Here is a 26,331-nt window from a genome sequence, read left to right on the forward strand (position 1 = left end):
TTCAGGCGTTCCCTTCACGATGAATGGCGGAACGATAGTCGTGCGCAGGGCATCTTCGAACGCGGCTGACGTGATTGTCCTTTCCACCACCTACGAAGTCACTGGCGGCGCCCTGCAAATCGGCGACGCTTCCACGCCTGCAGGCCAGACCATCCGCGTCAACAGCATCGCGCCGGTCTACAACCTGATCGTGAACGCCACCAACTCGCCGACGGCTCAGCTCGTCACCAACGGCTTGACGGTCAAGAACGACGTGACCATCTCCGGCGGCACGTTGAACGCTAACGGCCTGAACATGAATGTTGGCGGCAACTGGACGAACAGCGGCAGCTTCACAGCCGGCGCGGGAACGGTTACTTTCAATGGCGCCGCTGCGCAGGCCATCGGCGGCAGCGTGGACACGACGTTCGCGTATCTGACGATCAACAACGCGGCCGGTGTGTCCCTCAATCGGCCTGCGGCGGTGAACAACCAGCTTACGCTCACCAGTGGCCTGTTGACACTGGGCGGCTACAACTTGACCATGGGCGCCTCGGCGTCGGCCATCAGCGGCACGTTTGGCGATACCCGCATGATCGTTGCTGACGGCGCAGGCGCTTTGTGCAAGCAGTTTGCCGCCAACGGTTCGTATGACTATCCCATCGGCGACGCTACCGGCGCATCTGAATACTCCCCGGTTACGTCTTTCAGCGTCAGTGGCGCGAATTTCAGCAGCGCGGCCGTTTGTTTCCGCGTCACGGATGCTGTTCACCCTGACAAGCCGGCCGGCGCCACCACCTACATCACCCGCTACTGGACCGGCGCGCAGAACGGGACTATTGATAGCCTCTCCTATGACGCAACGTTCGGCTTCAAGGCAGGTGACGTGGTCGGCGCAGAAGCCATGAATGGCAAGAAGTGGGATGGCGGGCCGGCCTGGATCGAGCTAGGGACTGTCAGCGGTACGAGCTTCCCGGCCAGTGGTCAAACGGGCTTCTCCACCTTCACCGCCTTCAAGAGTGGTGTTCTGTCGGCCGCCCTCGCCGATTTCAGCGCCATCCAGAGCGGCGAGGCCATGCGTGTCAGTTGGGAAACAGTCAGCGAACTGGGCAACGTGGGCTTCAACCTCTGGCGCGGAACCTCGCCCGCTGCGCCGGACGTGCAACTCAACAGCAGCCTGATCCCGTCACAGGCGCCGGGCAGCAGCCAGGGCTTCATCTATGAATGGCTGGATGCGGCCAACCTGGTCAATAACACCACCTACTTCTACTGGCTGGAGGATGTGGATATTGCGGGCGTGGTCACGCGCCACGGTCCCATCAGCGCCGCCTTTGCCGCGCCCACGGCCGTGCGCCTGACCGAGGCCGGCCGCGCGGGCCGCGGCTTCGACGGCATGACCGTCCTGCTGGCCGGGCTGGCCCTGCTGGCCGCCTCGCTCACCGCCCTGAGGCGGGGCCGCCGCCCTGCCCTTAGTCACGATAGAGCAAGTTGATTACTTTGAAACTAAGGCGCTCGCCATTGACCCGGGTTTCCTTCATGGGGCGAATGACAACACCTTCTGCGGTGGCGCCGTTGGTATAGGTGCGCTCCGCGTACTGGCGCAACGCTTCGTCGTCTTTCAAGCCGAAAGAATCGCCAATCTCAACGAGTTCTACCATCGGTAAGCCCAGGCTTTGTGCAACGGCAAGCATGTCGTCGAAATCGAGGTAGCGACGTTGATCAATGCGCCAAACGTTGAACAGCCGCAAGTCCACTTCTTTCAAGCCCAATGCGTTCTTTTGGATACCTGGGCCGACGATCTCGAATTGCAATGCGACAGGAAGGCGATGTCGCGCGAGATCGTACTTGCGCACCAGTTGCCACACCGCGGTAGTGGGTCCATCTTTCAGTTCGAAGTTGCGCGAGCAAGCACGAACGACACCGTCGTCGTCCCAGAAAATGGTGCCACTGCTGCCATCGGCCTTGACAGTGGCATAGAACGGCTGGCCAACCAATGCCTCGATCATCGCAGGTACGGATTGAAAATTGGGTTCATCGGTCTTTGGAATGAATGGCGGGAAATTGCCGCGAATGTCGCCGCCGATGTTGGCAGGCAACGGCTTTTCATATTTAGTCACACCCGCCAGTTCTGTGATGTCTGTGCCGGGTTCGAGACCCTGGGTGTCTTCAGTGAGTGGCATGATCAGGCACTCGCTGGGCACCCCCCTGAGACGCATCATGCGCACGCGCCAGCCGCGCTGTTCCAGGAACGCGTAACGCTCGGTTTGTGGCAGCAAAGCGTCCTGCAGGTAGACTTCGCACAGTTCGCCCACCGCGAACTCCGATTTCTTTGCCGTGCCTCGCCAGCGTCCCCCTTTGCCACACACGACTTCAAGGCTTTCGATGCGGTCGGCGCCGTGAATGGGATAGACCGTGATCACTTGTCCAACGTAGGCTAGATTGGGCATTGTTTTCCTCCGATATAACGATCTCTGCGCTTGACTACTCCCTTTGGGACTGTGCGGTGATTGTCACTGCCAAAAAATCAGCGCGGCGCCGGCCAGGGCGATCAGGGTGCCAATGACGGCGCGGCGCGTCACCGGCTCGTGGAAGATCCAGTGCGTCAGGGGGATCAGCAGGATGGGCGGCAGCGCCATCAGGGTGGAGGCGATGCCCAGGGGGGCATTTTGCACGGCGACCATCGAACCCCAGATGCCGAGGAAGGGGCCGGTGAACGCGCCGCCGATGATGAAGAGCGTCGCGCGGCGGTCACGCAGGGCAGTGACGGTGGCGCGCACCTGCCCTTGCAGCAGCGTGATCAGCCAGAGGGTCGCCGTCGCTATCAGGATGCGCACCAGGGTGGCGGAGAGTGGCAGAAAGCCGCCGTCCATGCCCAGTTTGGAAAAGAAAAGGCCGAAGGCCTGACCCAGCGCGGCGCCGATGCCCAGGAGAACGCCGTTGCGGTAGGCGTGGTGATCGTGATCGCCGACAAATGCGGCGGAAGCGCTGGGCTGACCACGCGGCTCCATCGCGACCCAGGCGACGCCGGCCAGGGCCATGAGGATGGCCAGGGTCTGCAGCCAGGTCAGGGTTTCACCATACCACAGCCAGGCCAGCAGGGAAGAGAAGATCGGCGCCAGGGTCATCAGCAGCATGGTGCGGCGGGGGCCAATCAGCACGTAGGCCTGAAAGAGGCAGGCGTCGCCGGCAACCAGGCCGATGACGCCGGAGAGTCCCAGCCACAGCCAGCGCTCCGAATCGGCTCCCTGCGGCCAGAGACTGCCGGTGAGCAGGAGATGCGCCAGCGAAAGATAGACCACCGCCAGAACCAACCGCGTGCGGTTGACCACCACGGAACCGACGCGCTGGCCGGCCAGGGTGAACTGCAGCGAGGTGAACGACCAGGCCAGCGAGGTGAAGAGCGCCGCTAATTCGCCCAGTAGAATCATACGGGTGCGCTTGCCAGGAACGCCTCGACTGCGGCGCGGGTGGGCAGGCCAGGAATGGCGCCGCGCTCCAGCGTGGTGAGCGCGCCGACCGCGTTGCCCAGGCGCAGCGCATGGCGCAGATCATCTTCGGTCCAGTTCAGATCACAGTCGAGCAGCCCGGTCAGCAGGCCGGCGACGAAGCCATCGCCGGCGCCGGTGGTGTCCACCGGCGTTACCGAGAAACCTTGCACATGGCCGGCCGCGTGGGGCGTGAAGTACGTGCTGCCGCCCGATCCCTGCGTTATCACCAGCAGGCGCAGCGCGTCGTGCCACAGACGGCGGGCGCCCGTAGCCAAGTCAGTTGCGCCGCTGAGGAAGGCTAACTCCTCCTCGCTGACTTTGATGACCTGCGCCAACTGCCAGCCAACCAACATGCCGGTGCGCGCGGCCCCAGGCGAAGGCCACAGCGGCAGGCGCAGGTTGGGGTCGTAGGAGATGAGCGCGCCGCCCGCCTGCGCCGCGGCCACGGCGGTCAGGGTGGCGCTGCGGCTCGGTTCCCCGATGAGGGTGATGGAGCCAAAGTGGAAGATGCGCGTTTGCGCGGCGTAAGTTGGATCTACATCGGCCGGACGCCAGAGCATGTCCGCGCTGGGATGGCGATAGAACATGAACTCACGCTCGCCATCCGCGCGCAGGGAAACGAAGGCCAGCGCGGTGCGCGCGGCGTCGGAGAAGCGCAGCCCGGCTACATCCACACCATCGGCGGCCAGGGTGTCGGCCAGGAAATGACCGAACTCATCGTCGCCGACCTGCCCCATGAAGCCGGCGCGCCGGCCCAGGCGCGCGGTGCCCACGGCCACATTGGCCGGTGCGCCGCCCGGCGCCTTCTTGAAGGCTGGCGCCTGCGCCAGGCTGAGGCCAGATACCGTCGGTACAAAATCAATCAGGAGTTCACCACAGGCAATGAGATCGAACATTGGCTTTGCCTACCTTATTCTGCCAGCAGCCACACGAAGCGAAACGGCCCCAGGTCCAGGTCACCGCTGAGTGTGACCTGCTCGTCGGCCACCAGATCGTGAAAATGATAAGCCAGGCCCTGGATGCGCACGACACTGTTGGCCACGGTCTGTTTGTTCTCGCTGAAGTTCGCGAACAGGAGCAGACGCTGCCCGCCGTTCTGGCGCACGTAGCCGAGCACATGGCCGTTGCCCGTGTCGAAAAGGGTCGTCGCGCCCGCGCCCAGGGCCGGGGAGGCGCGGCGCAGCGCGATCAGGTGCAGCAGGCGGGTGAAGAGACGGCCGGTCAGTGTCGTCGGGTCATGGCGCTCTTCGATCTGCGCCTGGTTGGCGGACGGACGATGCACCCAGCGGCTGTCGCCCGCTTTGGCCGGGTCGCGCCCATAGCCGTAGTCGTTCAACATGCCGATCTCGTCGCCCAGGTAGAGGAGGGGGATGCCGCCCATCGAAAGGATGATGCTGTGCAGGAGCAGAATGCGCCGCAGGGCAAACTCGATCTGGGTGGGATCGTTGTCGAAGAGCGCCTTTTCCAGGCCGGCCAGCGACGCGGCCGTGCCGGAGATACGACAATCGCCGGTCTTGGGGTTTTCCTGGAAGGGCAGGCCGCGGGCAAAACTGCCGATGAAGCGGCCGGTGTAGAAGGCGTTGAGAAATTGGCGGTGATCGAAGCCGCGCATGTTGACGCGGGCCGCGTCGCCGTCGTCGAAGGTCCAGCCGATGTCATCATGACAGCGGATGTAGTTGACCCAGGCGCACGCGGGGTTGATGCGAAAACGGTCGCGCAACGAGCCTTGCAGCAGCTTGACCTCGCGCGTCGCCAGCGCCTCCCACAGCAGCGCCATCAGCAGCGGGTTGTAGGAGAGTTGACATTCGCCAGGCCCGATGTATTTGACCACCTCATCGGGATGAACGATGGCCTCAGACTTGAAGAGCAGCGAGGGCGCAGCGATGCGCGCCAGGGCGTTGTAGGCTTGAATGAGCCGATGGGCCTGGGGCAGGTTTTCACAGCCGGTGCCCAGTTGTTTCCACACGAACGCGACCGCGTCCAGGCGCAGCACTTCGACGCCGGCATTGGCGAGGAAGAGCATCTCGGCCGCCATGTGCTGGAAGACCACGGGATTGCTGTAGTTCAAGTCCCACTGAAAGCTGTTGAAGGTGGTCCAGACCCAGCGACCGATGTCCGGGCGATAGGTGAAGCTGCCGGGCCGCACATCGGGGAAAACCTCACGCAGGTTCTTGTCGTAGGCGTCTGGCATGGTGCGATCGGGAAACAGGTAGTAGAACTCGGTGTAGACTGGATCGCCCGCCTGCGCCCGCCGCGCCCATTCGTGCTCATCCGAGGTGTGATTGAAGACGAAATCGAGCACCAGGCTGATGCCGTTGGCGCGCAGTTCGGCCGCCAGGGCAGACAGCTGCGCCATCGTGCCCAGGCTGGGGTCGACCTCGCGGTAGCTGCTGACCGCGTAACCGCCGTCGTTGTTGCCGGCCGGGCTGCTGAAGAGCGGCATCAGGTGCAGAAAGGTCAGGCCCAGCTCCTTGAAATAGGGAATCTGCGCCCGCACGCCGTCCAGGTTGCCGGCAAAGAGGTCCACATAGCAGACGCCGCCCAACATGCGCTCCGCTTGGAACCACTGCGGATCGGCCTCGCGGCTGGCGTCCAGGCCGCGCAGGCTGGACGGGCGGTCGAACCAGCCCAGGGCCGCGGTGACGAGCAGTTCTTCGAGATGGTAGAAGAAATCGTAGCGCGCGGCGTAGAGATCGTAGTAGGTCGCGAACAAGCGGGGAAAATTGGCGTCCAGGCGGCGGCTGAAGTCTTGCCAGCCGTCAGGATCGGCCGCGGCCTGGGCTGACATGCGCGCTTGCAAGCGCGGGCGCAGTCGCTCCAGGGTCAATTGGGTCTGCTGCTGTAACCAGGGTGTTTCGCTCATGTGTTCAACCTAACCAGAGGTACTCATAAGGGGCTAAGTTCAACGCCAGGCGGCCGTCCTCCTGGACGGCCAGGCGCCTTCCGCTCAGCAGGTCGTGCAGGTCTGCGGCGGCGGGGGGAAAAGCATTCGGCTCCCCCAGGATTGGGGGCAGGGGGGCACTGATGGGCAGTTCGATCGTCGCGGCCTGGGGCTGCGCAGACAGATTTTGCACGATGAATAGACGCTCGGCCGCGCCGGCACGGCTGTAGGCCGCGACGGCCGGTGTGCTGCACGGCAACCATGTGAGGTCGCCGCGGCCAAAGGCGGGGTGTTGCTTGCGCACGGTAATCAAGCGCCGCATGGTGTGCAGCAGGGAATCAGGGTCAGCCTCCTGCGCGGCCACATTGACGCGGCGATAGCTGTAGGTCTGATCGCCCATCACCTCATCAATCACCGGGTCATGCAGTTGCGCGGGGGCGGCGCTGGAGAAGCCGGCGTTGACCGCGTCCGACCACTGCATGGGCGTGCGCACGCCGTCGCGGTCATCCAGCCAGATGTTGTCGCCCATGCCGATTTCGTCGCCGTAGTAGATGACGGGCGAGCCGGGCAGCGTCAGGAGGAGTGAATTGGCCAGCTCAAGGCGGCGGCGGTCATTGCCGAGCAAGGGCGCCAGCCGCCGGCGGATGCCGAGGTTCAGGCGCATACGGGGTTCTGGCGCGTAGAAGTTCCACATGAACTCGCGCTCCGCGGGCGTGACCATCTCCAGGGTCAGTTCATCGTGACAGCGCAGGAATGTGGCCCACTGGCAGCCGGCGGGCAGGGGCGGGGTACGGGCCAGGATCTGCTGGATGGGCGCACGATCGCCGCGGGCCAGCGCCATGAAGATGCGCGGCATGAGGGGGAAATGGAAGTTCATGTGAAATTCATCGCCAGGCGCGGTTGGATCGGCCGGGTTGCCCCCGAAATAGGGACGCACATCTTCCGGCCACTGGTTGGCCTCGGAGAGCAGCATGGTTCCCGGCGCGTACGCGTCCACGAACTGGCGCAGGCGCTTGAGAAAGGCGTGCGTTTCCGGCAGATTTTCGCTGCTGGCGCCTTCGCGCTCGAACAGGTAGGGTGTCGCGTCGACGCGGAAGGCATCCACGCCCAGGTCAAGCCAGAATTGGACGGCGCGCAGCATGGCGCGCTGCACGGCCGGGTTGTCGTAGTTGAGATCAGGCTGGTGATGAAAAAAGCGGTGCCAGAAATACTGGCCGCGCCGCGGGTCGAACGTCCAGTTGGACGGCTCAGAGTCCAGGAAGATGATGCGCGCAGCGCCGTAGCGGTCGTCGGTGTCGCTCCAGACGTACCAATCACGGTAGGTGGCGTGATCAGGATGCGAAGGATCAGCCGAGGCCTGAAACCAGGCGTGCTGATCGGAGGTGTGGTTGGGAACTAACTCAACCACCACGCGCAGGCCGCGGTGATGAGCTGCGGCCATCAGGTGACGAAAATCGTCCAACGTGCCATAATCGGGATGAATGGCGCCATAGTCGGCCACGTCATAGCCGTCATCGCGCAGCGGGGAGGGGAAGATGGGCAGCATCCAGAGGGCATCCACGCCCAGGGCTTGCAAGTAGTCGAGCCGGGCGGTCAAGCCAGGCAGATCGCCGATGCCATCGCCATTGCCATCGGCGAAGGCGCGCACGAATACCTCGTAGAAGACAGCGTCCCTGTACCAGTCGTTCTGCATGTGACCTTCCTGCAAAAGTTGCCAACTTTCCCAAAAGTTGGCAACTTTCGTTCGCTTAGCCCTTCACCGAGCCGGCCAGGAGGCCACGCACGAAGAAGCGCTGCAGGCTGAAGAAAACGGCCAGCGGCAGAAGCATGGAAATGAAGGCGCCAGCGGTGAGCAGGTGCCAGTCGTTGCCACGCGAGCCAACCATTTCGGCGATGCGCATGGTCAGCACTTGCACGTCCGGTTTGGCGCCGATGAAGATCAGCGCGATCAGGTAGTCGTTCCAGACCCAGAGGAACTGGAAGATGGCGAAGGACGCCAGCGCCGGCACCGAGAGCGGAAGGATCAGGTTCACGAAAATGGTGAAGTGCGAGGCGCCGTCAATGAATGCCGATTCCAGGATGTCCTTGGGCAGTGAACTGATGTAATTGTAGAGCAGGTAGACGGCCAGCGGCAGGCCGAAGCCGGTGTGCGCCAGCCACACGCCCAGAAATTCGCCGTTGAGTTTCAAGCTGACATAGTCGCGCAAGATCGGCACCAATGCGATCTGCAGGGGCACAACCAGCAGGGCCACCACCATGATGAAGAATGCCTTGCGGCCAGGAAAAGCCATCCAGGCGAAGCCGTAGGCCGCGAAGGCCGCAATCAAGATCGGAATCAGCGTCGCGGGGATGGTCACCGTCAGGCTGTTGAGGAACGCGCCGACGAAGTTGTCGCCTTGCTCCACCTGTATGCTGCCGTCTGGCTGGCGGATTTCGAACTGCTTGCCGGCGAGCACCTGGCCGTAATTTTCCACGGTGAAGTCGGTGTTGCTGGTCCAGTGCTGTTCCTGCACCTGGATGACACCCAGGCGTTTGTTGCCGATCCAGATCAGGCGGGTCTTGCCGTCCGGCGCATTCACACCGGCGCGGAATTGCTCGAAGGTGCCCTGCGCGTCGCGAATGGTCATCACAGCCTCGCGGTCGAGGCTGTCGTCGGGCTTGAACTCCTCAGTCTGCATCCATTCCTGGTGCGGCAGGATACTCCACCAGCCGGAGGTCTGAATGTCGAAGCGCGTTCGGAACGATGAGACGAGCAGGCCGATGGTTGGAATGGTCCAGAGCAGCACGAGGAGGGCCAGACTGCCGTTGACCAGGATGTCCGAACCGAGCCTGGCGCGCTTGGCGCTTGTGGTTTTGGTGGCCATCAGAACACCTCCCGTTGGCTGAATTGGCGCAAATTGTAGATCATGACCGGTATGACGGCGATCAACAACACGATGGCGATCGCGGAGCCGTAACCGGCGTTCTGCGCGGTGAAGCTCTGGCGATAAAACTCGGTCGCGATGACTTGGGTGCTGAACTGGCCGCCGGTCATCACTTGCACCACGTCGAAGATCTTCAGGGTGAAGATAACGACGGTAGTTCCCACCGAGATGATGGTCCCCATGATGTAGGGGATCATGATCCGCATGAAGACCTGGATCTCGGTGGCGCCGTCAACACGTGCGGCCTCCATGATCTCGCCCGGGATGCCCTTGAGGGCCGCGGAGAAAAGCACCATGGCGTAGCCGGTCTGCAACCAGATCACGATGAGGATCAGGAACAGGTTGTTCCAGGGCTGCAGATTGGCCGCCGCGGTCCAGGCCACCGGCTTGGCGCCGGTCAGGCCGCCCACGATGGCGTTGAGCAGGCCGATGTTCGGGTTGACGTCGTAGATCATGTTCCAGATGACGCCGGCGCCGACCATCGAGATGGCCATGGGCAGGAAGATCATCGCCTTGGCGAAGTTCTCGAAACGGCTGCGGTCCGCCAGGGCGGCGATCAGCAGGCCGAACACCACGCAGAAGGTGGCGCCAATGATGATCCACATGAGGTTGTTACGAAACGCGGTGAACATGTCCCGGTTGGTGAACACCGCCAGGTAGTTCGACAGGCCGACGAAGGCCGTGCCGTTACGGTCGAACAGGCTGACCCAAAACGTGCGGACGGTCGGTAAGGCCAGGTACCAGGCCAGGATGGCCACGGCCGGGCCTACGAAGACAAATGGCTGCAGGCGCGCGCGCCAGATGTCGCCCATGCGCTCGATGAACCAGTTGGAGACCAGGTACAAGAGCGCGACGCCACCCACTCCCCAGATGATGGCCACCAGGGCGATGATCCCCTTGGGCGCGTCACTCTCACGCAAGAAGCGAAAGCCCGCGTAGAGGACGAGAAAAGTGAGCACCGGGACAAAGAGCGAAATCAGTGCCTGCACGACGAGAGTGATGAGCCGTTCCAGGGAGCTCTTGGGCTGTGCCCGTGTTGTCAGTTGCTGCATGGGTTACCCTCCTGGTCGTGAGCGGCAGGAAAGCAGGCCCGATGGCCTCTTTCCTGCCGCCAGACGGTTTACGCACTCGAAACTACTCAGGCATCCGGCGCCGACTACAGCTGCCGAATGAATTCGGGCCGAAAGGGCGTGCCGCCGCGAGGTCGGCCTGCGCCGACCGGCATGGCGTTCACGCCTGATTTACTTCGGCCAGGCCGCGTCGATGGTCTGGAGGACGGTGTCCAGGTCCTTGGCGCCGGAGAAGTAGTCGGTGAAGCCCTTCCACTCGGAGCCGGAGCCAACTTCGCCGGGCATCAGGTCGGAAGCGTCGAAGCGCACAGAGGTCGCTCCCTTGACGGTTTCGGCGATCTTGCGTTCGACGGGGTCGCCGTACCAGTCGAGCTGCGAGTCGTTGTGCATGGACAGCGCGCCGGCGGAGGCCAGCCAGCCCTTGACGCTCTCACCCGTCGAGAAGAACTGCATGACGGCTCGCACCTCAGGCCGGTCGTGGAACATGGCCATGATGTCGCCAGCTACCAGGTAGGGCTTGCCGTACTGGGCATCTACCGGCGGCATGTAGAAGAAGTCGTAATCCACGCCAGCCTTGGCCTCCTTGGGGAAGAAGGAAGTGATGAAGTTACCCTGCTTGTGCAGCCAGCACTTGGGCGGGTTCTCGAACATGGGAGTCGGGGCATCGCCGAAGAAGGTCGTCACGATGCTGGCCTTGCCGCCGTAGACGTACTTGTCGTTGTTCCAGACATTGGCGAAGGTCTCGACGGCCTTCTTGACCTCAGGTGACGCGAACTTCAGTTCACCCTTCACCCACTTGTCGTAGTTCTCCAGGGAGGTGGTGCGCAGCATCATCTCCTCGGTCCAGTCGGTGGCCGGCCAGCCGGTGGCGGCGCCGGACTCGATGCCCACGCACCACGCCGGGTCGCCGTCCTTGGCGATTTGTTCGGTCAGCGCCAGCAGCTCATCCCAGGTGGTCGGAATCTTGTAGCCAGCCGCGTCCCACGCCTTCTTGGGGTACCAGACCTGCGATTTGCCGCTGAAGCGGTGCCAGACACCGTACATGTCGGCCTTGCCGTCCGCGCCGGTCATGGTCGCCATGTCCAGCCACGACTGCAGGTAGTTTTCCTTCAGCCAGCCCGCGGAGATGGCCGCAGAAACCGGGACAACCTTGCCCTGCTTGACGAAGGTGCCCAGCAAGCCCGGCTGCGGGAAGTCAACCACATCAGGCACATCGCCGGCCTGCACGCGCACCGCGATGGACGCCTCGAATTCCTTCGAGCCTTCGTACTGGATGTCAATGCCGGTGGCTCCCTCGAACGCCTTGACCGAGTTGTTGAACTTCACGGCATCTTCATCGGTGAATGGGCCGGTCATGGTGACCTTGGTGCCCTTGTACTTGCCGGCATAGGCATCGGCCAGTTCGGTCAGACCCTTGGCGCGGGCGCCGGCTTCAGTGCCGCCCACGGACGCGTCAGTAGGCGGGGCCTTGGTGGCTTCTGGAGCCTTCGTGGCTTCCGGAGCCTTCGTAGCTTCTGGGGCCGCGGTTGGCGCCGCAGCCTGACCGCAGGCGCCCAGCACCAGGGTCACGATGACCAACAGCGCAAGCAAATTCAAACGTCGCATGTTTCTCTCTCCTTCTTGTGATCCTTCAGATCAGATTCAGTCAATCACTGGTAAACGATCGCCGGGCGCCGGGCCAGGTAGGCCGCGTCCGTCGTCTACAGCAGAACACGAATAGATGAAATGCCCTTTGGGTTCCTCCTGTTTCGTTAATTTTCATGACTCAGGCTGTCTCACGCTTCACCAGCGTGAGGGGTAAGGTGATTTTCTGGTTGGGTCGCGTGGGGTCATCCAAACGCGCCAGGAGCAGCTCGGCCGCAATGCGACCGGATTGCTCCAGGGGCTGGCGCACCGTGGTCAAACCGATGTAATCGGCCAGGTCAAGGTCGTCAAAACCGATCACGGCGACATCATGCGGCACGCGCAGACCTCGATCACGCGCAGCCTTGAGGGCGCCCAGCGCTTGTGTGTCACTGGCCGCAAAAATGGCATCGGGCGGCGACGGCAGGTCGAACAGGCGCTGCGCCTGGCGATAGGAGGTCTCCAGGCCGTGCGGCCCCAGCGCCACATAGTCGGCCGGTAGTTCCTGGCCTGCCTGCGTCAGGGCCTCGCGAAAGCCGGCCAGGCGGCGGTCACTGGTGTGGATCGCGTAATCGGGCAGATCTGAATCGCCCACGAAACCCAAGCGCCGGCGCCCCAGGGTCAGCAGGTGCTCGGCCGCCAGCCGCCCCCCGGCCGCATCATCAATCACGATGCTGCTGAACATGGCGTGTGACCACTCGATCAAGACGACATCCATCTCATTGACGGCCAGGCGCTGCATCAAACGCTCCGCCACGCTTTCCGCAAACGGCAGGGCCATGACGATGATGCCATCCAGGCGACGGGTGAGAGGCAGGCTGGCGAGGTAGGCGTCGCGGTGCGCGGAGGAGTCCACGTTGTAGATAACCAGCTCGTACGCGGCCGTCGAGAGGGTGGCGGCCACCCCGCGCAGACGCTGCACAAACGAAGGATAGGTGAAGAAGGGAGCCAGGACGCCAATACGCTGCGTGCTCTTGCGCGCACGCGCGACGGCTTCGGCCTTGGGCATATAACCCAACGCATCAATGGCCGTGAGCACACGCGCTCGCGTCGCATGGTTGACCGACTCAGGCGAGTTGAGCACACGTGACACGGACGCAATGCTCACGCCGGCCTGATGGGCGACATCGTAGATGGTGACACCTGCCACGTTTTCAACCACCTCTCTGTAAACAAACCGCCGATTGTCCTTACATGAAAGCACTTACAGTATAACAAAAAATAAAAATCTTGTCAAATGAGCGTTTTCTTCGATAGAAATTTAATAGAGACCCGGTTTCTGCCAGAAACCGGGTCTCTATTGTTAGCTGACCGCCAGCCCGCGGCTGCGTCGCAGGATCATCAGTCCGCTGAGCATCAACAGCGCGCCGGCCACCAGCAGGACGGCGTCGAACGTCATGCTCACATCACCGGTGACGGGCAGGGTGAGCGTCAAAACAAAGGCGCGCGCGTTGAACGCCTGCAGCGGCCGCGCGTTCGCGTTGTAGATGGCCGTGTACCCGGCGATTTGCGCGTCCGACAGCTCTACCGGTGTGTTCAGCACCAGCCATTGTACGCCTTCACTGCATGGCGGCGTGGTCAGCGAGCCGTTGTAGCGCCAGTAGGTGCGCGTGGTGGGCAGCAGTTGATTGGCATCCACCGATGCGCCGCTGACCGCATGCGGTTCGCCTTCCTCGGCCGGCAGATTGTTCAGCACCGCGGCATACGCCGGGTTTTCACTGCCCGCCTTGAGCAGAACCCCGACCACGGCCAGGCCACCTTTGGCGTTCTTGTGGACCAGGTGCGCTTCCATCGGTTCAAGCTCACCTGCCAGGGCATGTTCGCTGTGGGCGTGAAAGTGGAACTGCACCAGGTCGTAGCGCACACCGTTCAAGGTGATGGCACTGCCTGGGTCATAGTTCACTTGGACCGTGTGGCCGTTGTTCACGATGTTGACCGCGCTCGGCTGATAGCTAAAGCTGATATCGCCTGCGTTCAGCGCAGCGTCAGCCGGAATGTCAACCGGCGATTGTTCCACGCCCGTGGCGCACGCGGCGTAATCCGGGCTGAGATCACCCCAGTGATCGGGGCCACTTTCACCGCCATAAGACCAATGCGTCCCTTCGCTGGCAAGTGCAACCCCGCCAATCATTAACATGAGAGCCAACGCTAACATCAGGACGCGGCGCGTCTGCACGGACAACTTCATGATGATCCTCCTCCTCTTTCTCGGCAGACCGACTCACGGCTGCCTGCTGCTGGTGACTTCGGGCATCAAATGATCGGGGAATCTACTTACGAGCGCTTGGGGTGAGTGACGGGGGAATGTAGCGTACTATCCGTTATGAATCAAGCCTTCATCCGTAAGTCAAGTTACAAAATGCCATCATAATTTTGTAAGGGCCGACCAATTCGATGTCTGACGCCCATTGTGTTGAGATAGACGGTCTTACTTTGACAGAACTGGCTCCCCGTGTTACCGTAACCCCATTGGCACCCCCTTCGATTGCCCCCCATCATCAAGATCCGATGACCACGATGACCCTGCAAGCTCTGATTTTCGACCTGGATGGCGTGCTGACCGACACAGCCGAACTGCACTACCGCACCTGGCAGCGTGTGGCTGAAGAAGAGGGTTTTGCCTTCAGTCGCTCCCTGGGCGATCAACTGCGCGGCGTCTCGCGGCGCGCATCCCTGGAGGCGATCCTGGCCGGGCGCGTCCTGTCAGAGGCGCAGATGACCGCACTCCAGGCCCGCAAGAATGACCACTTCCTCACCATGCTCAACCACATGACACCAGCCGATCTGCTGCCCGGCGTCCTACCGTTGCTGGACGACGCCCGCGCCAGCGGCCTGCGCACCGCGGTCGCCTCGGCCAGTCAAAACGCCCATGCGGTCCTCGATCGCCTGGGCATTCGGCCGCGCTTCGATGTGATTTGTGACGGGCACAGCGTGCTGCACTCGAAGCCAGCGCCCGACCTTTTCCTGTTGGCGGCTACACGGCTGAGCGTGCCGCCGTCGGCCTGCGTGGTCTTCGAAGATGCCGCGGCCGGAATTGTGGGCGCACGGGCTGCCGGCATGATGGTGGTCGGCGTCGGGCCGCCCAGCCGCGTGGCCGCGGCCAACCTGGTTGTCTCCAGCCTGGCAAACGTGCGTCTGGCCGATCTCCAACGGTTGGTCGCCGACCGGCAACCGCCCGCGGCGGAAGAAATGTATGCCTGACCGCCGCTACACCGTTGTGCCCCGCACGCTCTGTTTCATTCTTCAGGGCGATGACGTGCTTCTGCTGCGGGGCGCGCCCAATAAACGCCTGTGGGCCAACCGCCTCAACGGTGTGGGCGGCCATGTCGAGGCCGGCGAAAGCATCCAGGCCGCGGCCCTGCGCGAAATACACGAAGAAACCGGGCTGACCGTCAGCCACCTGCGCCTGCGCGGCATCCTCAACCAGCCGCCCAGCCCAACCCTGGGCACTGGCGATGCCAACACCGGCGTGCTGCTTTGCATCTTCACCGCCGAAGCGCAGGGAGGTACGCTGACCCCATCAGTCGAGGGCACTCTCGCCTGGTACCCGCGCCGTATCTTCATGGACGATTCGTTGTCCGAGCATTTGCCCGAGCTCATGGACGACCTGCGACTCCTCCTGCCACGCGTCCTTGCGGCCGACGACCCTTTCTGTTCCTAAGCCCGTGAGCGCCACACGTTGCGAGCACGAGCGCCTGGCGACGCTGCGGGCGAGACGCCCCACTCCCAGGCCCGTGTCGCTCTCCCCGCATGGTTTCCAGCTATTCACCGCTCATGGTATAATAAATGTGGTCATGATGAGAGCTTGTCAGGCGACAACTGTCTATTCGTTGCCAAGCCGTCAGCGTGACAATTCTCACCGTCCGGCGGGGTAATCAGCCCTCTGATTGCATCTGTGCAGCCCGCGCTTGCTGCAGCGCCGCCGCTGACGAAGGACGTGTCGAGCTACCATGTCATTTGCCATTGTCAAAGATAGCACCGCTTATATGCCGCGTGATCTATTGCGCCATTTTCAGATCACGATCGTGCCCCTCACCGTGACCTATGATGGCGTCACCTACCGAGATGGTCTGGACATCGCACCCGAAAAGTTCTACCAGCGCCTCTCGCACGTTTCCCAGTTGCCGGTGACATCACCGCCGTCATTGGAATCGCTCATTGCCACCTACGAGGCGTTGGCGGAGACCCATGACGGTATCCTATCTGTGCATTTGTCCGCCGATTACAGCCGCACGGTTGATGTCGCGTGTCAGGCGGCCGCGGCCGTTGATATCCCCGTCGAGGTGATTGATTCGCGCTCGGTCTCCATGGGCACCGGCTTCGTCGTGCTGGCCGCGGCGCATGCACGCGCCGCAGGCGCCACGTTGGTGGAGGCCGCCGCGACGGCTCGCGCCCTGGCGCCCCGGCTGCATGTGCGCCTGGTCGTGGACAACCTGCGCTATCTGTATCTCGGTGGGCGCATCGGCGCGGCCGACCGCTGGCTGGGCGCCGCCCTGGCGCTCAAGCCCATCCTGGCTATCGAAGATGGACGCACCACCATCGCCAGCACCGCCCGCGGGCACCGCGCCGCGCTCGACGCGCTGCTGCTCGATCTGCAAACGGCCGCGGCCGGCCAGAAACCGCTGCACGTGGCCGTGGCCCACGCAGCCGCCACCCGCGACGCGCTCTGGCTCTACGACCAGATCGCCGATCAGTTCGACGTGGCAGAACTGCACTTCAGCGAACTCAGCCCCGTCGTTGGCTCGCACGTAGGGCCAGGCACCGTGGGCATCGTCTATTACGTCGAGGCGTAGGCCGCGCTGACGTGAAGATGGCTTAATGAAACCGGTGTCAGACGATGACCGGAACTTGGAGGCAAGCATGAAGAAGCTGTTGCAGCTAGATGTAAAGCGGTTTCGCTCACTTTACGATATCACGTGGACGCCTGGCGACATCAATGTGATCATCGGGCCAAACGGCAGCGGCAAGTCCAATCTGCTCAAGGTGTTCGAATTGCTTGCCGTCTCTGCGCGGGGTGGCCTGGGGAAATATGTTCAACGCGAAGGGGGGATGGAGCCGTTGGTCTGGGACGGCCAGGAACCACAGATTTCGTTTCAGGTCAGGACCGCTCCGGTCGGCGCGGCGATGCCAGAACTCGAGTCGGAACGCTACAGGTTGACCTATCAGCTAGAACTGCTGCGCCTCGGTCTTTCCAGCGCGTATCGCATCGAACATGAGCTTCTGGGCAACTTTTATCGCGTGCATACTGGAGAAAAGGAGCAACCGATGAAGTTCCTGGAGCGGACCCCGCGCAGCGCGGTGGTATTCGATGAACGGGAGAAAAGGTTGGACGCGCCCGAAGAAGCCGTGCCCGAGGAGGAAACGCTGCTCTCGATGGCTTCGGGGCCATTCGCTGCAAACCGTACCATCTCTCACTTCCAGAATGAGCTGGCGAGCTGGCGTGTCTATCAGGATTTTCAGGTGCATCGCGAGGCGCCTGTGCGCCAACCAACGCTTGCCCGTTCGGAAACCTCCGTGGCGCCTGATGGCGCCAACCTGATCTCGGTCCTTCATACGTTGTACACCGGCAGTCGGGACTTCAAACGAGACATCAACGCAGCCATGAGGGTTGCCTTTGGGGATGACTTCGACGAGTTGATCTTCCCGCCGGCCGCCGATCAGCGAATTCAGTTGCGCGTGCGTTGGAAGAGCCTGCGGCGCGAGCAAACGGCTGCCGATCTCTCGGATGGGACGTTGCGCTTCCTGTTCCTTCTCGCGGTCCTGGTCAATCCGAACCCGCCTGGGTTGATTGCCATTGACGAGCCAGAGACAGGCCTCCACCCTTCGATGTTGCCGATCATCGCCGAGTACGCCAGCGACGCCGCCCTCAAGTCGCAGGTCATCCTGACAACGCATTCAGCCGAGTTTCTGGATGCCTTTGGCGATACCCCACCGACCACCACCGTCGCACAGTGGCAGGAAGGGCGCACCCATCTACGAATCCTCTCAGATGAAGCGCTCGATTATTGGCTCAAGAGGTATACACTGGGCCGGATGTATCGAAGCGGCGAGTTGGAGGCGTTGGCATGAAATTCGTGCTGCTCGTGGAGGGTTACACCGAACAAAAAGCCATCCCTGCCTTCCTGAAACGTTGGCTGGACGTTCGTCTCAACCAGCGGGTAGGGGTCCAAATTGTGCGCTTCGATGGTTGGCCTGAATTGATTAGCGATCTGCCGGACCGGGCGCAGATGTACCTGGAAAGCCCGAAGGCCGCCGAGATCATCGCAGTGATAGCCCTTCTAGACCTCTATGGGCCTTCGATCTACCCAAATCATCTGGAGTCTGCCGATCAACGTCTGCTCTGGGCAACCAAAGAGCTTGAAAGCAGGGTCGGCCGTGAGCGCTTCAAGGTATTCTTTGCGGTGCATGAAGTAGAGGCCTGGCTTCTAAGTAACTCTGAACTGTTTCCCACGGTCATCAGAAAGGCTCTGCCGGCCAAGATCACGTACCCTGAGACCGTAAATTTCGATGAACCGCCTGGAAAACTACTTGATCGGCTCTACAAAGACAGATTGCGGCGAAAATACAAGAAGCTAACCGACGGGAAGGATCTGTTCGATCAGCTGGACCCACAAACTGTCTACAACAAGTGCCCGTACTTCAGACAGATGATGGACACCATGCTGCAATTGGCAAAAGACGCGGGCCAGTGAGTTCACCCGTAGGTCACGTCTCCGGCGTGACGGCGTTGTCCTGGCCGGTCAACTTCTCGAACAGGTTCGAGACTCCTAGACCAGCCACATTTTCATTCCCGATTGTGCTCCAGGGGCATGGGGGCTAATCTCCTGCTGCCCACTCCTTTGCGCTTTTGCATGACATAAACGCAAGTCTGCATCCCCCGTTAGTTCTTTATTATGTGGCGCCACCTCCAACATCGCTTCATCCACTCGTGGCCGTTCAGTCTCCCTAAGTGCTCCCCTGGTTGTGCGACCGAAACCCTGTGCTCATGCCATCAAAGGAGAATAACCCATGTCAACAGTTCATTCAACAGGCGCCAGGCCATCACGAATGATGCTCGCCTGGCGCTGGCTGTCGGTTCTCATGCTTGTTTTGCCCCTCGTTCTGACGCCGGCCGCGCAGGCCGCCCCCATCGCCTTGTCTGTTCATGCACAAGAAACACCGCCCACCAGCAGCACGCTGGCCCTGGAGGCCAACCTGCCGGGCAATTCTGACCCGGTCCTCACCGAAGAGGAACGCCTCTGGCAGCAGATCGAGGCGGCCACCAATGCTGACGACCAGGCGGCCCTGACCGCGCTCATCCAGGAACTGGCTCGGTTCGATCTGCCTGCGGCCATTCGCCTGGCGCAGGAGATTGCGCCGCCGGTTGCACGCCCAACGCCCGCGCCGGTCGGCCCCATCTCCCGCGAGGAGGAGCTGCAGCAGGCCGCCGCAGACGCGGCCAACCGCGCCGAACTGCTGCGCCAGGAGGCGCTCAGCCGCGAGCAGGCGTTGCGCCCCACGCCGGCCGATGACGAGAAATGGGCCACACCGCCCGGCGACGCCGCGCCGCAGCGCCCGGCCGCCACCCTGACCGTCGGCGATAGCTGCACCTACGCCACGGTCCAGGGTGCGGTCAACGCGGCCGCGTCGGGCGACACGATCCGCGTGCAGGGGAAGACCTTCACCGGCGCCAACGCCACCGTCAACATCAACGCCAAGTCGCTGACGATCAGCGGCGGCTGGAACAGCACCTGCACGGCGCAGGGCAGCACCAGGACGACCCTGGACGCCAGCGGCCAGGGCGACACGGTCGTCGAGGTCTTCGGTGGCGCCGTCCCGCTGACGACGGTCATCGACAATTTCATCCTGCAGGGCGGCGAGGTCGACGGCGATTTTGGCGGCGCCCTGGAGATCGACGACCAAAACATAGTCACCCTGCGTCGCACCTCCGTCAGATACAACGAGTCCTCCAGCGGCGGCGGGATTCACATGTCGGCGGCGACCGTCCTCAACCTGGAACAGCCGACGTTAGTTTATGACAACCACGCCCTGTATGGCGACGGCGGCGGGATCCACTGCACCGGCGGCGCCATCAACATCGGCGACTCCGTTATCGGTGGTTTCTCCAACACCGCCTCCGGCGGCGGCGGCGGTCTCTATCTTGACAACTGCACGGTGTATTTGAACAGCACCGCGTGGGAGGTTGCGATGATTCTGACCAACACCGCCGCCGGCAACGGCGGCGGCATCTATGCGACCAACGGCAGCTACATCAACCTGCGCGGCTCCAACGCCAGTATCGGCGAAAACAGCGCCAGCGGCAGCGGCGGCGGGGTCTACCTGGCCGGCGCCTCAGACCTCTACGTGGACAACGGCAGCATCAGCGACAACACGGCCGGTAGTCTCGGCGGCGGCGTCTATGCCACGGATGATTTGACGACCCTGGACATGGACCGCAACGCAGCCCAGGCGTGCAGCGGCAAGTGTACGCAGATCTCCAACAACACCGCCACCAGCTACGGCGGCGCCGTTTACCTGACCTCCGGCGCGGACCTCGATTTCGACGGCGTCTACGCCGAGGGCAACAGCGGCTCGTTGGGCAGCGCTTTCTATGCCCGCGGTGAAGCCTACGTCAACCTCTACAACGTGATGGCGACCGATAACACGGCCACGTCCAACTACACGCTGCGCCTGCTCAACGACTTCGGCGCACCCGACGCCACCGTGCGCAACAGCACCTTTGCCGGCAACAGCGGCCAGTCCAGGAGTTTCGGCATTGACACCGGCACGCGCCTCGACGGCGACGACTTGATCCTTTGGGCCAACAGCGACAGCAGCCTGGTCCTCGGCAGCGGCGACGTGACGATTGACTGCTCCATCGTGCAGTACGATTACCCCGGCAGCAACAACCTGGTCAGCGATCCCGATTTCTGGGACCCGGCCAATGGCGACTATCACCTCGTGCGCACCTCGCCCGCGGTGGACCACTGCAACAGCGGCCAGGCGACCGATGTAGATGGCGACAGCCGGCCGTACGACGTGGCCGGCGTCGGCGCCCTGATCGAGGCCGCGGCCCAGGTTACGCCGGAGGAGCGCCAGGCGACCGGTCGCCATGCGGTGCGCGTCACCTATGACGAGCTGGGCGAGCGGCGCCTGGATGAGGCGCTGAGCGGCGCGCTCCTGGCGCGCGATTACGGCGCCTTCGCCTGGCTGGTCCTCGACGATGCGCAGTTCAGCCAGTTGCAGGCCAGCGGTCTGCCCTTCGAGGAGGAAGATGGCTTTGGCCTGATTAGCTTCGACGCCTGGCGCTTCGATCCTGTGACCGACGGGCCGCCGGCCATGCCCGCCGGTCTGGCCGCCAGCCCGGTCAACGATCGCGGTCAGGGCCTGAGCCTGGTGCAGCTCTACGCCCCGGCCGACGAGCAGGACATGGACGCCCTCAGCGCGACCGGCGCCGTGCTCCAGCACTACCCCTACAACGCCTTCCTGCTTTGGAGCGACGCCCGTTCGCTGGCCCGCCTGTCCGGCAACCCCAATGTGCGCTGGATCGGCGAGTTCCCGGCCGCGTTCCGGCTCAGCGCGCGCCTGGCGCAGGCCGCGGCCGAGGCGGGTCAAGCGGGTTTACCGCGTGTGCAGGCGCTGCTGCTGGACGATGGCAACCTGGCGAGCATCGAGCGCCTGATCCAGGACGCGGGCGGCGTCATCCTCAGCCGCGCGCCGCGCCACGCGCCCGGTGAGGTGATGGCCCTGGAGGTTTGGGAGTTCAGCCTGCCCGCCCGCCTGCTGGAAGTGCTGGCGCGCCAGCCGCAGCTCATGGCGAGCGACATCGTGGGCCGGTCGGAGATTGACGACGAGCGCTCCAATCAGATCCTGGCCGACAACGCGCCCGGGGGAGAGCCGGAAACCGGCTACACCACCTGGCTGAACGAGATCGGCTACCGCGGCCGCGACGTCACGGTGGCGATCGTAGATACCGGTGTGGACTGGGATCACCCGGACCTCAACGTGACGGGCGGCACCGATTACGGCGGTTACAACGAACCGAACGAGCCTGGCTCGGATGGCGCGCCCGATGTGAACGGCGACGGCGCCGGTTCAGGCCACGGCACGCACGTCTCGGGCATCGTGGCCGGCGACGGCGGCAGCGCCACGGCCGATCCCGATGGCTTCGTCTACGGCTTGGGCATGGCGCCCAGCGCGACGCTGTACGCGATGGATGCCATTGCGGAGGACAACGTCAATCCGTCGGTGACGGTGCGTGTGCGCGACGCCGCGGCCAACGCCGATCTGAGCAACAACTCCTGGAACGTCGGCAGCCCGGCCGGCTACACCCTCAACGCGTCCAACCAGGACGATTGGGTGCTCGACGCGGACCGCACCAACGTCAACATCCGCGACCCGTTCCTGACCGTTTTTTCGGCTGGCAATGCGGGCGATGACTGCGGCGCGGGGCCGTGCATGTCCTCGATCACAGAACCGAAAGAGGCCAAGAACATCATCACCGTCGCGAGCAGCCTCAGCCGGCGCTCCAACACCGCCGGCGGCCTGACGGGCAACATCAACTCGCTGGCCGCGTCCAGCAGCCGCGGCCCGGCCTTCGACGGCCGCCTGCTGCCCAACCTGGCCGCGCCTGGCGTCAACATCATCAGCACCGAAAACCGTGTGGTGACGGCCGGCGGCGCGACTGCAATCTCTCCTGCGCCACCTCGCCTGGCAATTCTACGCAGCACAGCTACTGCTCGGGCACCAGCATGTCCACACCGCACGTGACCGGCGCGGCCGCGCTCTTCTTCGAGTTCTGGCGCCTGCGCTTTGGCGGCGGGGATCCCTATCCGGAGACGGTCAAGGCCGCGTTCATCAACGCCACCGACAACCTGGCCGGCGGCGACAACGGCTGGGGCACGGCGCTGGGCAACCGGCCCGATAATCACCAGGGCTGGGGGCGTCTGAACATGGGCCTGGTTCTCAACCCGACGGTGGCGGTGCAGTATTACCAGAACCCGACGGTCCTGACCAGCGCCGGCAACACCTGGGAGCAAACCGTCCATGCGAACGACAGCGGCGAGCCGCTGCGCGTCAGCCTGGTCTGGTCCGATGCGCCGGGCGCGGCCAACGCCAACCCGGCCCGCGTCAACAACCTGGACCTGCGCGTGACCAGCGCGGGCGGCACGATCTGGCGCGGCAACGTCTTCAGCGGCGGCTGGAGCACCACCGGCGGCAGCGCCGATTCGCTGAACAACGTGGAAAACGTCTTCGTCCAAACGCCCAGCTCCAGCTCGTACACGATCCGCGTGACCGCGACCGCGCTCAACGGCGACGGTTATTACTACAACGGCGACGCCACCGATCAGCACTTCAGCCTGGTGTGCTGGAACTGCGAGGAGATCCTGGACGGCGCCTTCGACGCGGGCGCGGACGAGGCGATGGCTTTCGTCGGCCTCGACGGCGCGGCCTGCGCGTACGCGACCATCGTTTCGGCCATCAGCGCGGCTTCCTCCGGCGCCACGATCTACATCAGCCCGGGCACGTACCCGGAGCGGCTGGGCCTGATTGACAAGGACCTGGTGTTGACCGCGGCCACGAACGACTGCGGCGCCGGGGCCACGAGCGGCGTGACCATTGACGCCAACGACGCGGTCGCCACCTACGGCGGCGTGGCGCAGATCGGCGCCAGTCGCACCGTCACCTTCGCCAATCTGACTTTGACCGACGGCACAGCCACGTTGGGCGGCATCGTCTATGTCGGTTCTGGCGCGCACCTGGGCCTGGACAACACCGACCTCACCTACGGTTCCAGCCCCAACCTGGGCGGCGGGCTGCGCATCTACAGCAGCACCGCGGAGATGATCAACGCCAGCCGCATATTCGAATGTGAGACGACCGGCGGCGGCAGCGGCGGCGGCGCGGCGCTCGACGAGGGGACTTTGATCCTGCGCGGCGACAGCCGCATTGGCGATTACACGCTGCCCAATACCTCCGCGGACCTGGGCGGTGGGGTGTACCTGTATGGCGGCCTGCTGCAAATGGAAGATACCAGCCGCGTGCGTTCCAACACGGCGATCGCGAACGGCGGCGGCGTCTACGCGCTGGGCGGCGGCGACATCGTCATGAACGACAGCGCGGACATCGGCTGGAGCCTGAGCACGGCAGGGAACAGCGCAGTGGATGGCGGCGGCGTCTATCTGACCGGCGCGGGCACCAGCCTGACCATGAACGACAACAGCGGCGTGCAGTTCAACAGCGCCAGCGCGGACGGCGGCGGCATCTACGCAACCGGCGGCGCCAGCGTCACCGTGGACAGCGCGTTGATCAACGACAACCAGGCCGTGGAGCGCGGGGGCGGCATCATGGTGGACACCAGCGCGACCGTCAACGTGCAGAATGGCGCGACGGTCAACAGCAATCAGACCGCCGTCGCTTCGGGCCTGGGCGGCGGCCTGTACATTCTGGGCGACAGCGCCACGGTCACGGTGAACGCCAGCCAGGTCAACAGCAACGTGGCCGGCCACTCATATGGCGGCATCCGCGTGTTCGGCGCCAGCAGCCTCAACCTGTCCAGCGGCGCTACGCTCAACAGCAACCAGGCCCAGACCGGTCCCGGCGGCGGGTTGAGTCTCCACCTGGGCGCGGTCACGATCAGTGATGCGGTGATTCAATCGAACATTGCGGTCATGGGCGGCGGCGGGATCTATATGGATTCGGGCGCGATGACGATCACCAACCCGGACATCCGCTACAACCAGGCGGCGAGTGGGCCGGGCGGCGGCATCTACCGCAGCGGCGGTGCGCTCAGCGTGGCGGCTACGACACAAACCGGTTATGTGGCGGTCAATACCACCAGCACGAACGGCGGCGGCATCTATGACACCAGCGGCGCGCCGCTGGTGCTGCGGGCGCTCGGCGGCTATCGTCTGAACATCAATACCAACCAGGCCGGCATCAACGGCGGCGGCATCTACGCGTTGAGCGACACCTTTGTGGACGCCTGGGGCTGGATTCAGATGACGAGCAACGTGGCGGGCAGCAATGGCGGCGCTGTCTACCTGGGGAGCGGCGCCACGGCGTGGTTCGACGATTACCTGACGAGCAGCGCCCCGGAGATTTGGGTGAACACGGCCACCAGCGGCAACGGCGGCGGCATCTACGCCGAGAACAGCACGCGGGTGGAGTTCGACGGCGGCCAGGTCGGTTTCAACGGCGGCGGCAATCGGGCGCTGGTCGGCGACGGCGGCGGCATCTACCTGGACAACAGCGATCTGCTGGTGGACAACACGATCATCGTGGGCAACCAGGCCGGCGACGATGGCGGCGGCATCGCGGCGGTCAACACCTCGTCGGTGACGATTGCGCCGACGATGGGCCTGCTACGCGGGCCGGCCGAGGGTTCTGGCGACGAAGTCCGTTCACCGCAGGCCACGGCCTGCGATCCCAACGCCCTGGCGGCCAACACCTACTGCACCGAGGTGCGCGGCAACTCGGCGGCTGACCTGGGCGGCGGCATCTTCTTCCAGGGCGAGAGCACGGGCAGCATTGCGCGCACCGCGTTCATCGCCAACACCGCGGCCACCGGTTCGGCGCTGGAGCTGTACGACGCCACGGTCAGTCTGCAGAACAGCATGGTGCGCGACAACGTGGCCAGCGGCGTCAACAAGAGCACGATTCATGTCTACAACGAGGGCGGCGCGGGGCCAACCTCGACCTTCGACGCACAGCACAACACCATTGTCAACAACAGCCAGTATGGCATCTTCTACGCCAACACCACCGGCGGGACCTTCGACAACAACGTCGTCTGGGGCAATACCCTGCTGGGCTTCGTGACCGGCGGCGGCCTCACCACCACGGCCACCTGTAACGACACGCAAACCAGTGTGCTGACCGGCGCGGGCAACGTCAGCAGCGATCCGTGGTTCATCACCACCGCGCGCGGGGACTATCACCTGAAGCCCGGCTCACCGGCGCTGGACGCGTGCGCGGCGGGCAGCAGTCCTGACCTGGACAACATCTCCCGGCCGCGTGGAGTGCAGTACGACATGGGCGCGTTGGAGTTGTGGTGCGCCAGCGGCGTGACCGATGTCAACGGGTCTGGTAAGACCGACATCGTGGATGTGGAGCGGGTCGCGGGCGATTTTCTGGATGCGGGCTATCTGCCGCAGCACGACATCAACTGCGATGGGGTGGTTGATCTGGGTGACATTATGCTCGTCGCCGCAGCCTGGACGCCCTAGCGGCTGGTACGACCAGTAGTTCCAAATGTAGCCTGGTTTTTTACCACAGATGCGTTTTCTCCGAAAACGCAGAGATCACAAAGAACGCAGAGAAGTTGCCGATTTGCGTCTGATCTGCCGTTTCTTTGTGTTCTCTGTGCTCTTTGTGGTTGAATGTGT

18 protein-coding genes are annotated in these 26,331 nt (G+C 63.5%); 8 read left to right on the top strand and 10 right to left on the bottom strand.

Translation table 11 applies throughout. From position 1 onward, the window contains the following. Positions 1-19: 19 nt before the first annotated feature. Positions 20-1,471: a hypothetical protein gene (locus tag IPF85_RS08305; RefSeq protein WP_343407603.1), complete on the top strand. Its 1,452-nt coding sequence runs from the start codon at positions 20-22 to the stop codon at positions 1,469-1,471. On the opposite strand, the gene IPF85_RS08310 is transcribed toward IPF85_RS08305, so the two are convergent. The 10 genes from IPF85_RS08310 to IPF85_RS08355 all read right to left on the bottom strand — a co-directional run bounded on the left by IPF85_RS08310 (position 1,449) and on the right by IPF85_RS08355 (position 14,153). Further along, complete coding sequence (locus IPF85_RS08310; protein WP_343407604.1) at positions 1,449-2,426, bottom strand: RNA ligase family protein; 978 nt, start codon at positions 2,424-2,426, stop codon at positions 1,449-1,451. The two genes, IPF85_RS08305 and IPF85_RS08310, sit on opposite strands and share 23 nt — an antisense overlap. 63 nt (positions 2,427-2,489) lie before the next feature. Then, on the bottom strand, positions 2,490-3,407 hold the full coding sequence (locus tag IPF85_RS08315; protein WP_343407605.1) for a DMT family transporter: 918 nt from the start codon (positions 3,405-3,407) through the stop codon (positions 2,490-2,492). Further along, positions 3,404-4,363, bottom strand: coding sequence for a PfkB family carbohydrate kinase (locus IPF85_RS08320; protein WP_343407606.1), 960 nt, complete (start codon positions 4,361-4,363; stop codon positions 3,404-3,406). The genes IPF85_RS08315 and IPF85_RS08320 overlap by 4 nt, the downstream gene beginning before the upstream one ends. A 14-nt stretch (positions 4,364-4,377) precedes the next feature. After that, positions 4,378-6,330, bottom strand: coding sequence for an amylosucrase (locus IPF85_RS08325; protein ID WP_343407607.1), 1,953 nt, complete (start codon positions 6,328-6,330; stop codon positions 4,378-4,380). A gap of 4 nt (positions 6,331-6,334) precedes the next feature. Then, on the bottom strand, positions 6,335-8,041 hold the full coding sequence (gene treS / locus IPF85_RS08330; protein WP_343407608.1) for a maltose alpha-D-glucosyltransferase: 1,707 nt from the start codon (positions 8,039-8,041) through the stop codon (positions 6,335-6,337). Positions 8,042-8,096: 55 nt separating this feature from the next. Next, the gene (locus IPF85_RS08335; protein ID WP_343407609.1) at positions 8,097-9,212 is read right to left on the bottom strand and encodes a carbohydrate ABC transporter permease; all 1,116 of its coding nucleotides are present in this window, start codon (positions 9,210-9,212) and stop codon (positions 8,097-8,099) included. Then, on the bottom strand, positions 9,212-10,324 hold the full coding sequence (locus IPF85_RS08340; protein WP_343407610.1) for a sugar ABC transporter permease: 1,113 nt from the start codon (positions 10,322-10,324) through the stop codon (positions 9,212-9,214). The genes IPF85_RS08335 and IPF85_RS08340 overlap by 1 nt, the downstream gene beginning before the upstream one ends. Positions 10,325-10,513: 189 nt before the next feature. Further along, positions 10,514-11,947 carry an ABC transporter substrate-binding protein gene (locus IPF85_RS08345; RefSeq protein ID WP_343407611.1) on the bottom strand — a complete coding sequence of 478 codons (1,434 nt, stop codon included), beginning with the start codon at positions 11,945-11,947 and terminating at the stop codon, positions 10,514-10,516. 160 nt (positions 11,948-12,107) lie between these two features. Continuing rightward, the gene (locus IPF85_RS08350; RefSeq protein WP_343407612.1) at positions 12,108-13,115 is read right to left on the bottom strand and encodes a LacI family DNA-binding transcriptional regulator; all 1,008 of its coding nucleotides are present in this window, start codon (positions 13,113-13,115) and stop codon (positions 12,108-12,110) included. Positions 13,116-13,268: 153 nt separating this feature from the next. Beyond that, the gene (locus IPF85_RS08355) at positions 13,269-14,153 is read right to left on the bottom strand and encodes a carbonic anhydrase family protein (protein ID WP_343407613.1); all 885 of its coding nucleotides are present in this window, start codon (positions 14,151-14,153) and stop codon (positions 13,269-13,271) included. A gap of 320 nt (positions 14,154-14,473) precedes the next feature. On the opposite strand from IPF85_RS08355, the gene pgmB reads away from it, so the two are divergent. The 7 genes from pgmB to IPF85_RS08390 all read left to right on the top strand — a co-directional run bounded on the left by pgmB (position 14,474) and on the right by IPF85_RS08390 (position 26,172). Beyond that, entirely contained in the window at positions 14,474-15,166 is a 693-nt protein-coding gene (gene pgmB / locus IPF85_RS08360; RefSeq protein WP_343407614.1) for a beta-phosphoglucomutase, read from the top strand. Then, complete coding sequence (locus IPF85_RS08365; protein WP_343407615.1) at positions 15,159-15,626, top strand: NUDIX domain-containing protein; 468 nt, start codon at positions 15,159-15,161, stop codon at positions 15,624-15,626. Before pgmB ends, IPF85_RS08365 begins: the two co-directional genes overlap by 8 nt. Before the next feature lie 289 nt (positions 15,627-15,915). Then, on the top strand, positions 15,916-16,758 hold the full coding sequence (locus tag IPF85_RS08370) for a DegV family protein (RefSeq protein WP_343407616.1): 843 nt from the start codon (positions 15,916-15,918) through the stop codon (positions 16,756-16,758). Between the two features lie 67 nt (positions 16,759-16,825). Then, a complete protein-coding gene (locus IPF85_RS08375) occupies positions 16,826-18,034 on the top strand; it encodes an AAA family ATPase (RefSeq protein ID WP_343407617.1) in 1,209 nt (402 codons plus the stop codon). Continuing rightward, positions 18,031-18,657 (top strand): DUF4276 family protein, encoded by a 627-nt coding sequence (locus tag IPF85_RS08380; RefSeq protein WP_343407618.1) that lies wholly within the window; start codon positions 18,031-18,033, stop codon positions 18,655-18,657. The genes IPF85_RS08375 and IPF85_RS08380 overlap by 4 nt, the downstream gene beginning before the upstream one ends. A 316-nt stretch (positions 18,658-18,973) precedes the next feature. Next, the gene (locus tag IPF85_RS08385) at positions 18,974-22,714 is read left to right on the top strand and encodes a S8 family serine peptidase (RefSeq protein ID WP_343407619.1); all 3,741 of its coding nucleotides are present in this window, start codon (positions 18,974-18,976) and stop codon (positions 22,712-22,714) included. Next, positions 22,696-26,172 (top strand): choice-of-anchor Q domain-containing protein, encoded by a 3,477-nt coding sequence (locus IPF85_RS08390; RefSeq protein WP_343407620.1) that lies wholly within the window; start codon positions 22,696-22,698, stop codon positions 26,170-26,172. The genes IPF85_RS08385 and IPF85_RS08390 overlap by 19 nt, the downstream gene beginning before the upstream one ends. Positions 26,173-26,331: the final 159 nt, after the last annotated feature.

The sequence above is a fragment of the Candidatus Amarolinea dominans genome, from assembly GCF_016704685.1.
In the GTDB taxonomy this organism is placed as follows: domain Bacteria; phylum Chloroflexota; class Anaerolineae; order SSC4; family Amarolineaceae; genus Amarolinea; species Amarolinea dominans.

Coding starts and splice junctions, on each gene's coding strand:
- IPF85_RS08345 (WP_343407611.1), bottom strand. CDS start 11,947: ATGCGACGTTTGAATTTGCTTGCGCTGTTGGTCATCGTGACCCTGGTG.
- IPF85_RS08385 (WP_343407619.1), top strand. CDS start 18,974: ATGTCAACAGTTCATTCAACAGGCGCCAGGCCATCACGAATGATGCTC.
- IPF85_RS08380 (WP_343407618.1), top strand. CDS start 18,031: ATGAAATTCGTGCTGCTCGTGGAGGGTTACACCGAACAAAAAGCCATC.
- IPF85_RS08325 (WP_343407607.1), bottom strand. CDS start 6,330: ATGAGCGAAACACCCTGGTTACAGCAGCAGACCCAATTGACCCTGGAG.
- IPF85_RS08375 (WP_343407617.1), top strand. CDS start 16,826: ATGAAGAAGCTGTTGCAGCTAGATGTAAAGCGGTTTCGCTCACTTTAC.
- IPF85_RS08320 (WP_343407606.1), bottom strand. CDS start 4,363: ATGTTCGATCTCATTGCCTGTGGTGAACTCCTGATTGATTTTGTACCG.
- IPF85_RS08390 (WP_343407620.1), top strand. CDS start 22,696: ATGTCCACACCGCACGTGACCGGCGCGGCCGCGCTCTTCTTCGAGTTC.
- treS (WP_343407608.1), bottom strand. CDS start 8,041: ATGCAGAACGACTGGTACAGGGACGCTGTCTTCTACGAGGTATTCGTG.
- IPF85_RS08365 (WP_343407615.1), top strand. CDS start 15,159: ATGCCTGACCGCCGCTACACCGTTGTGCCCCGCACGCTCTGTTTCATT.
- IPF85_RS08370 (WP_343407616.1), top strand. CDS start 15,916: ATGTCATTTGCCATTGTCAAAGATAGCACCGCTTATATGCCGCGTGAT.
- IPF85_RS08355 (WP_343407613.1), bottom strand. CDS start 14,153: ATGAAGTTGTCCGTGCAGACGCGCCGCGTCCTGATGTTAGCGTTGGCT.
- IPF85_RS08335 (WP_343407609.1), bottom strand. CDS start 9,212: ATGGCCACCAAAACCACAAGCGCCAAGCGCGCCAGGCTCGGTTCGGAC.
- IPF85_RS08310 (WP_343407604.1), bottom strand. CDS start 2,426: ATGCCCAATCTAGCCTACGTTGGACAAGTGATCACGGTCTATCCCATT.
- IPF85_RS08315 (WP_343407605.1), bottom strand. CDS start 3,407: ATGATTCTACTGGGCGAATTAGCGGCGCTCTTCACCTCGCTGGCCTGG.
- IPF85_RS08305 (WP_343407603.1), top strand. CDS start 20: ATGAATGGCGGAACGATAGTCGTGCGCAGGGCATCTTCGAACGCGGCT.
- pgmB (WP_343407614.1), top strand. CDS start 14,474: ATGACCACGATGACCCTGCAAGCTCTGATTTTCGACCTGGATGGCGTG.
- IPF85_RS08340 (WP_343407610.1), bottom strand. CDS start 10,324: ATGCAGCAACTGACAACACGGGCACAGCCCAAGAGCTCCCTGGAACGG.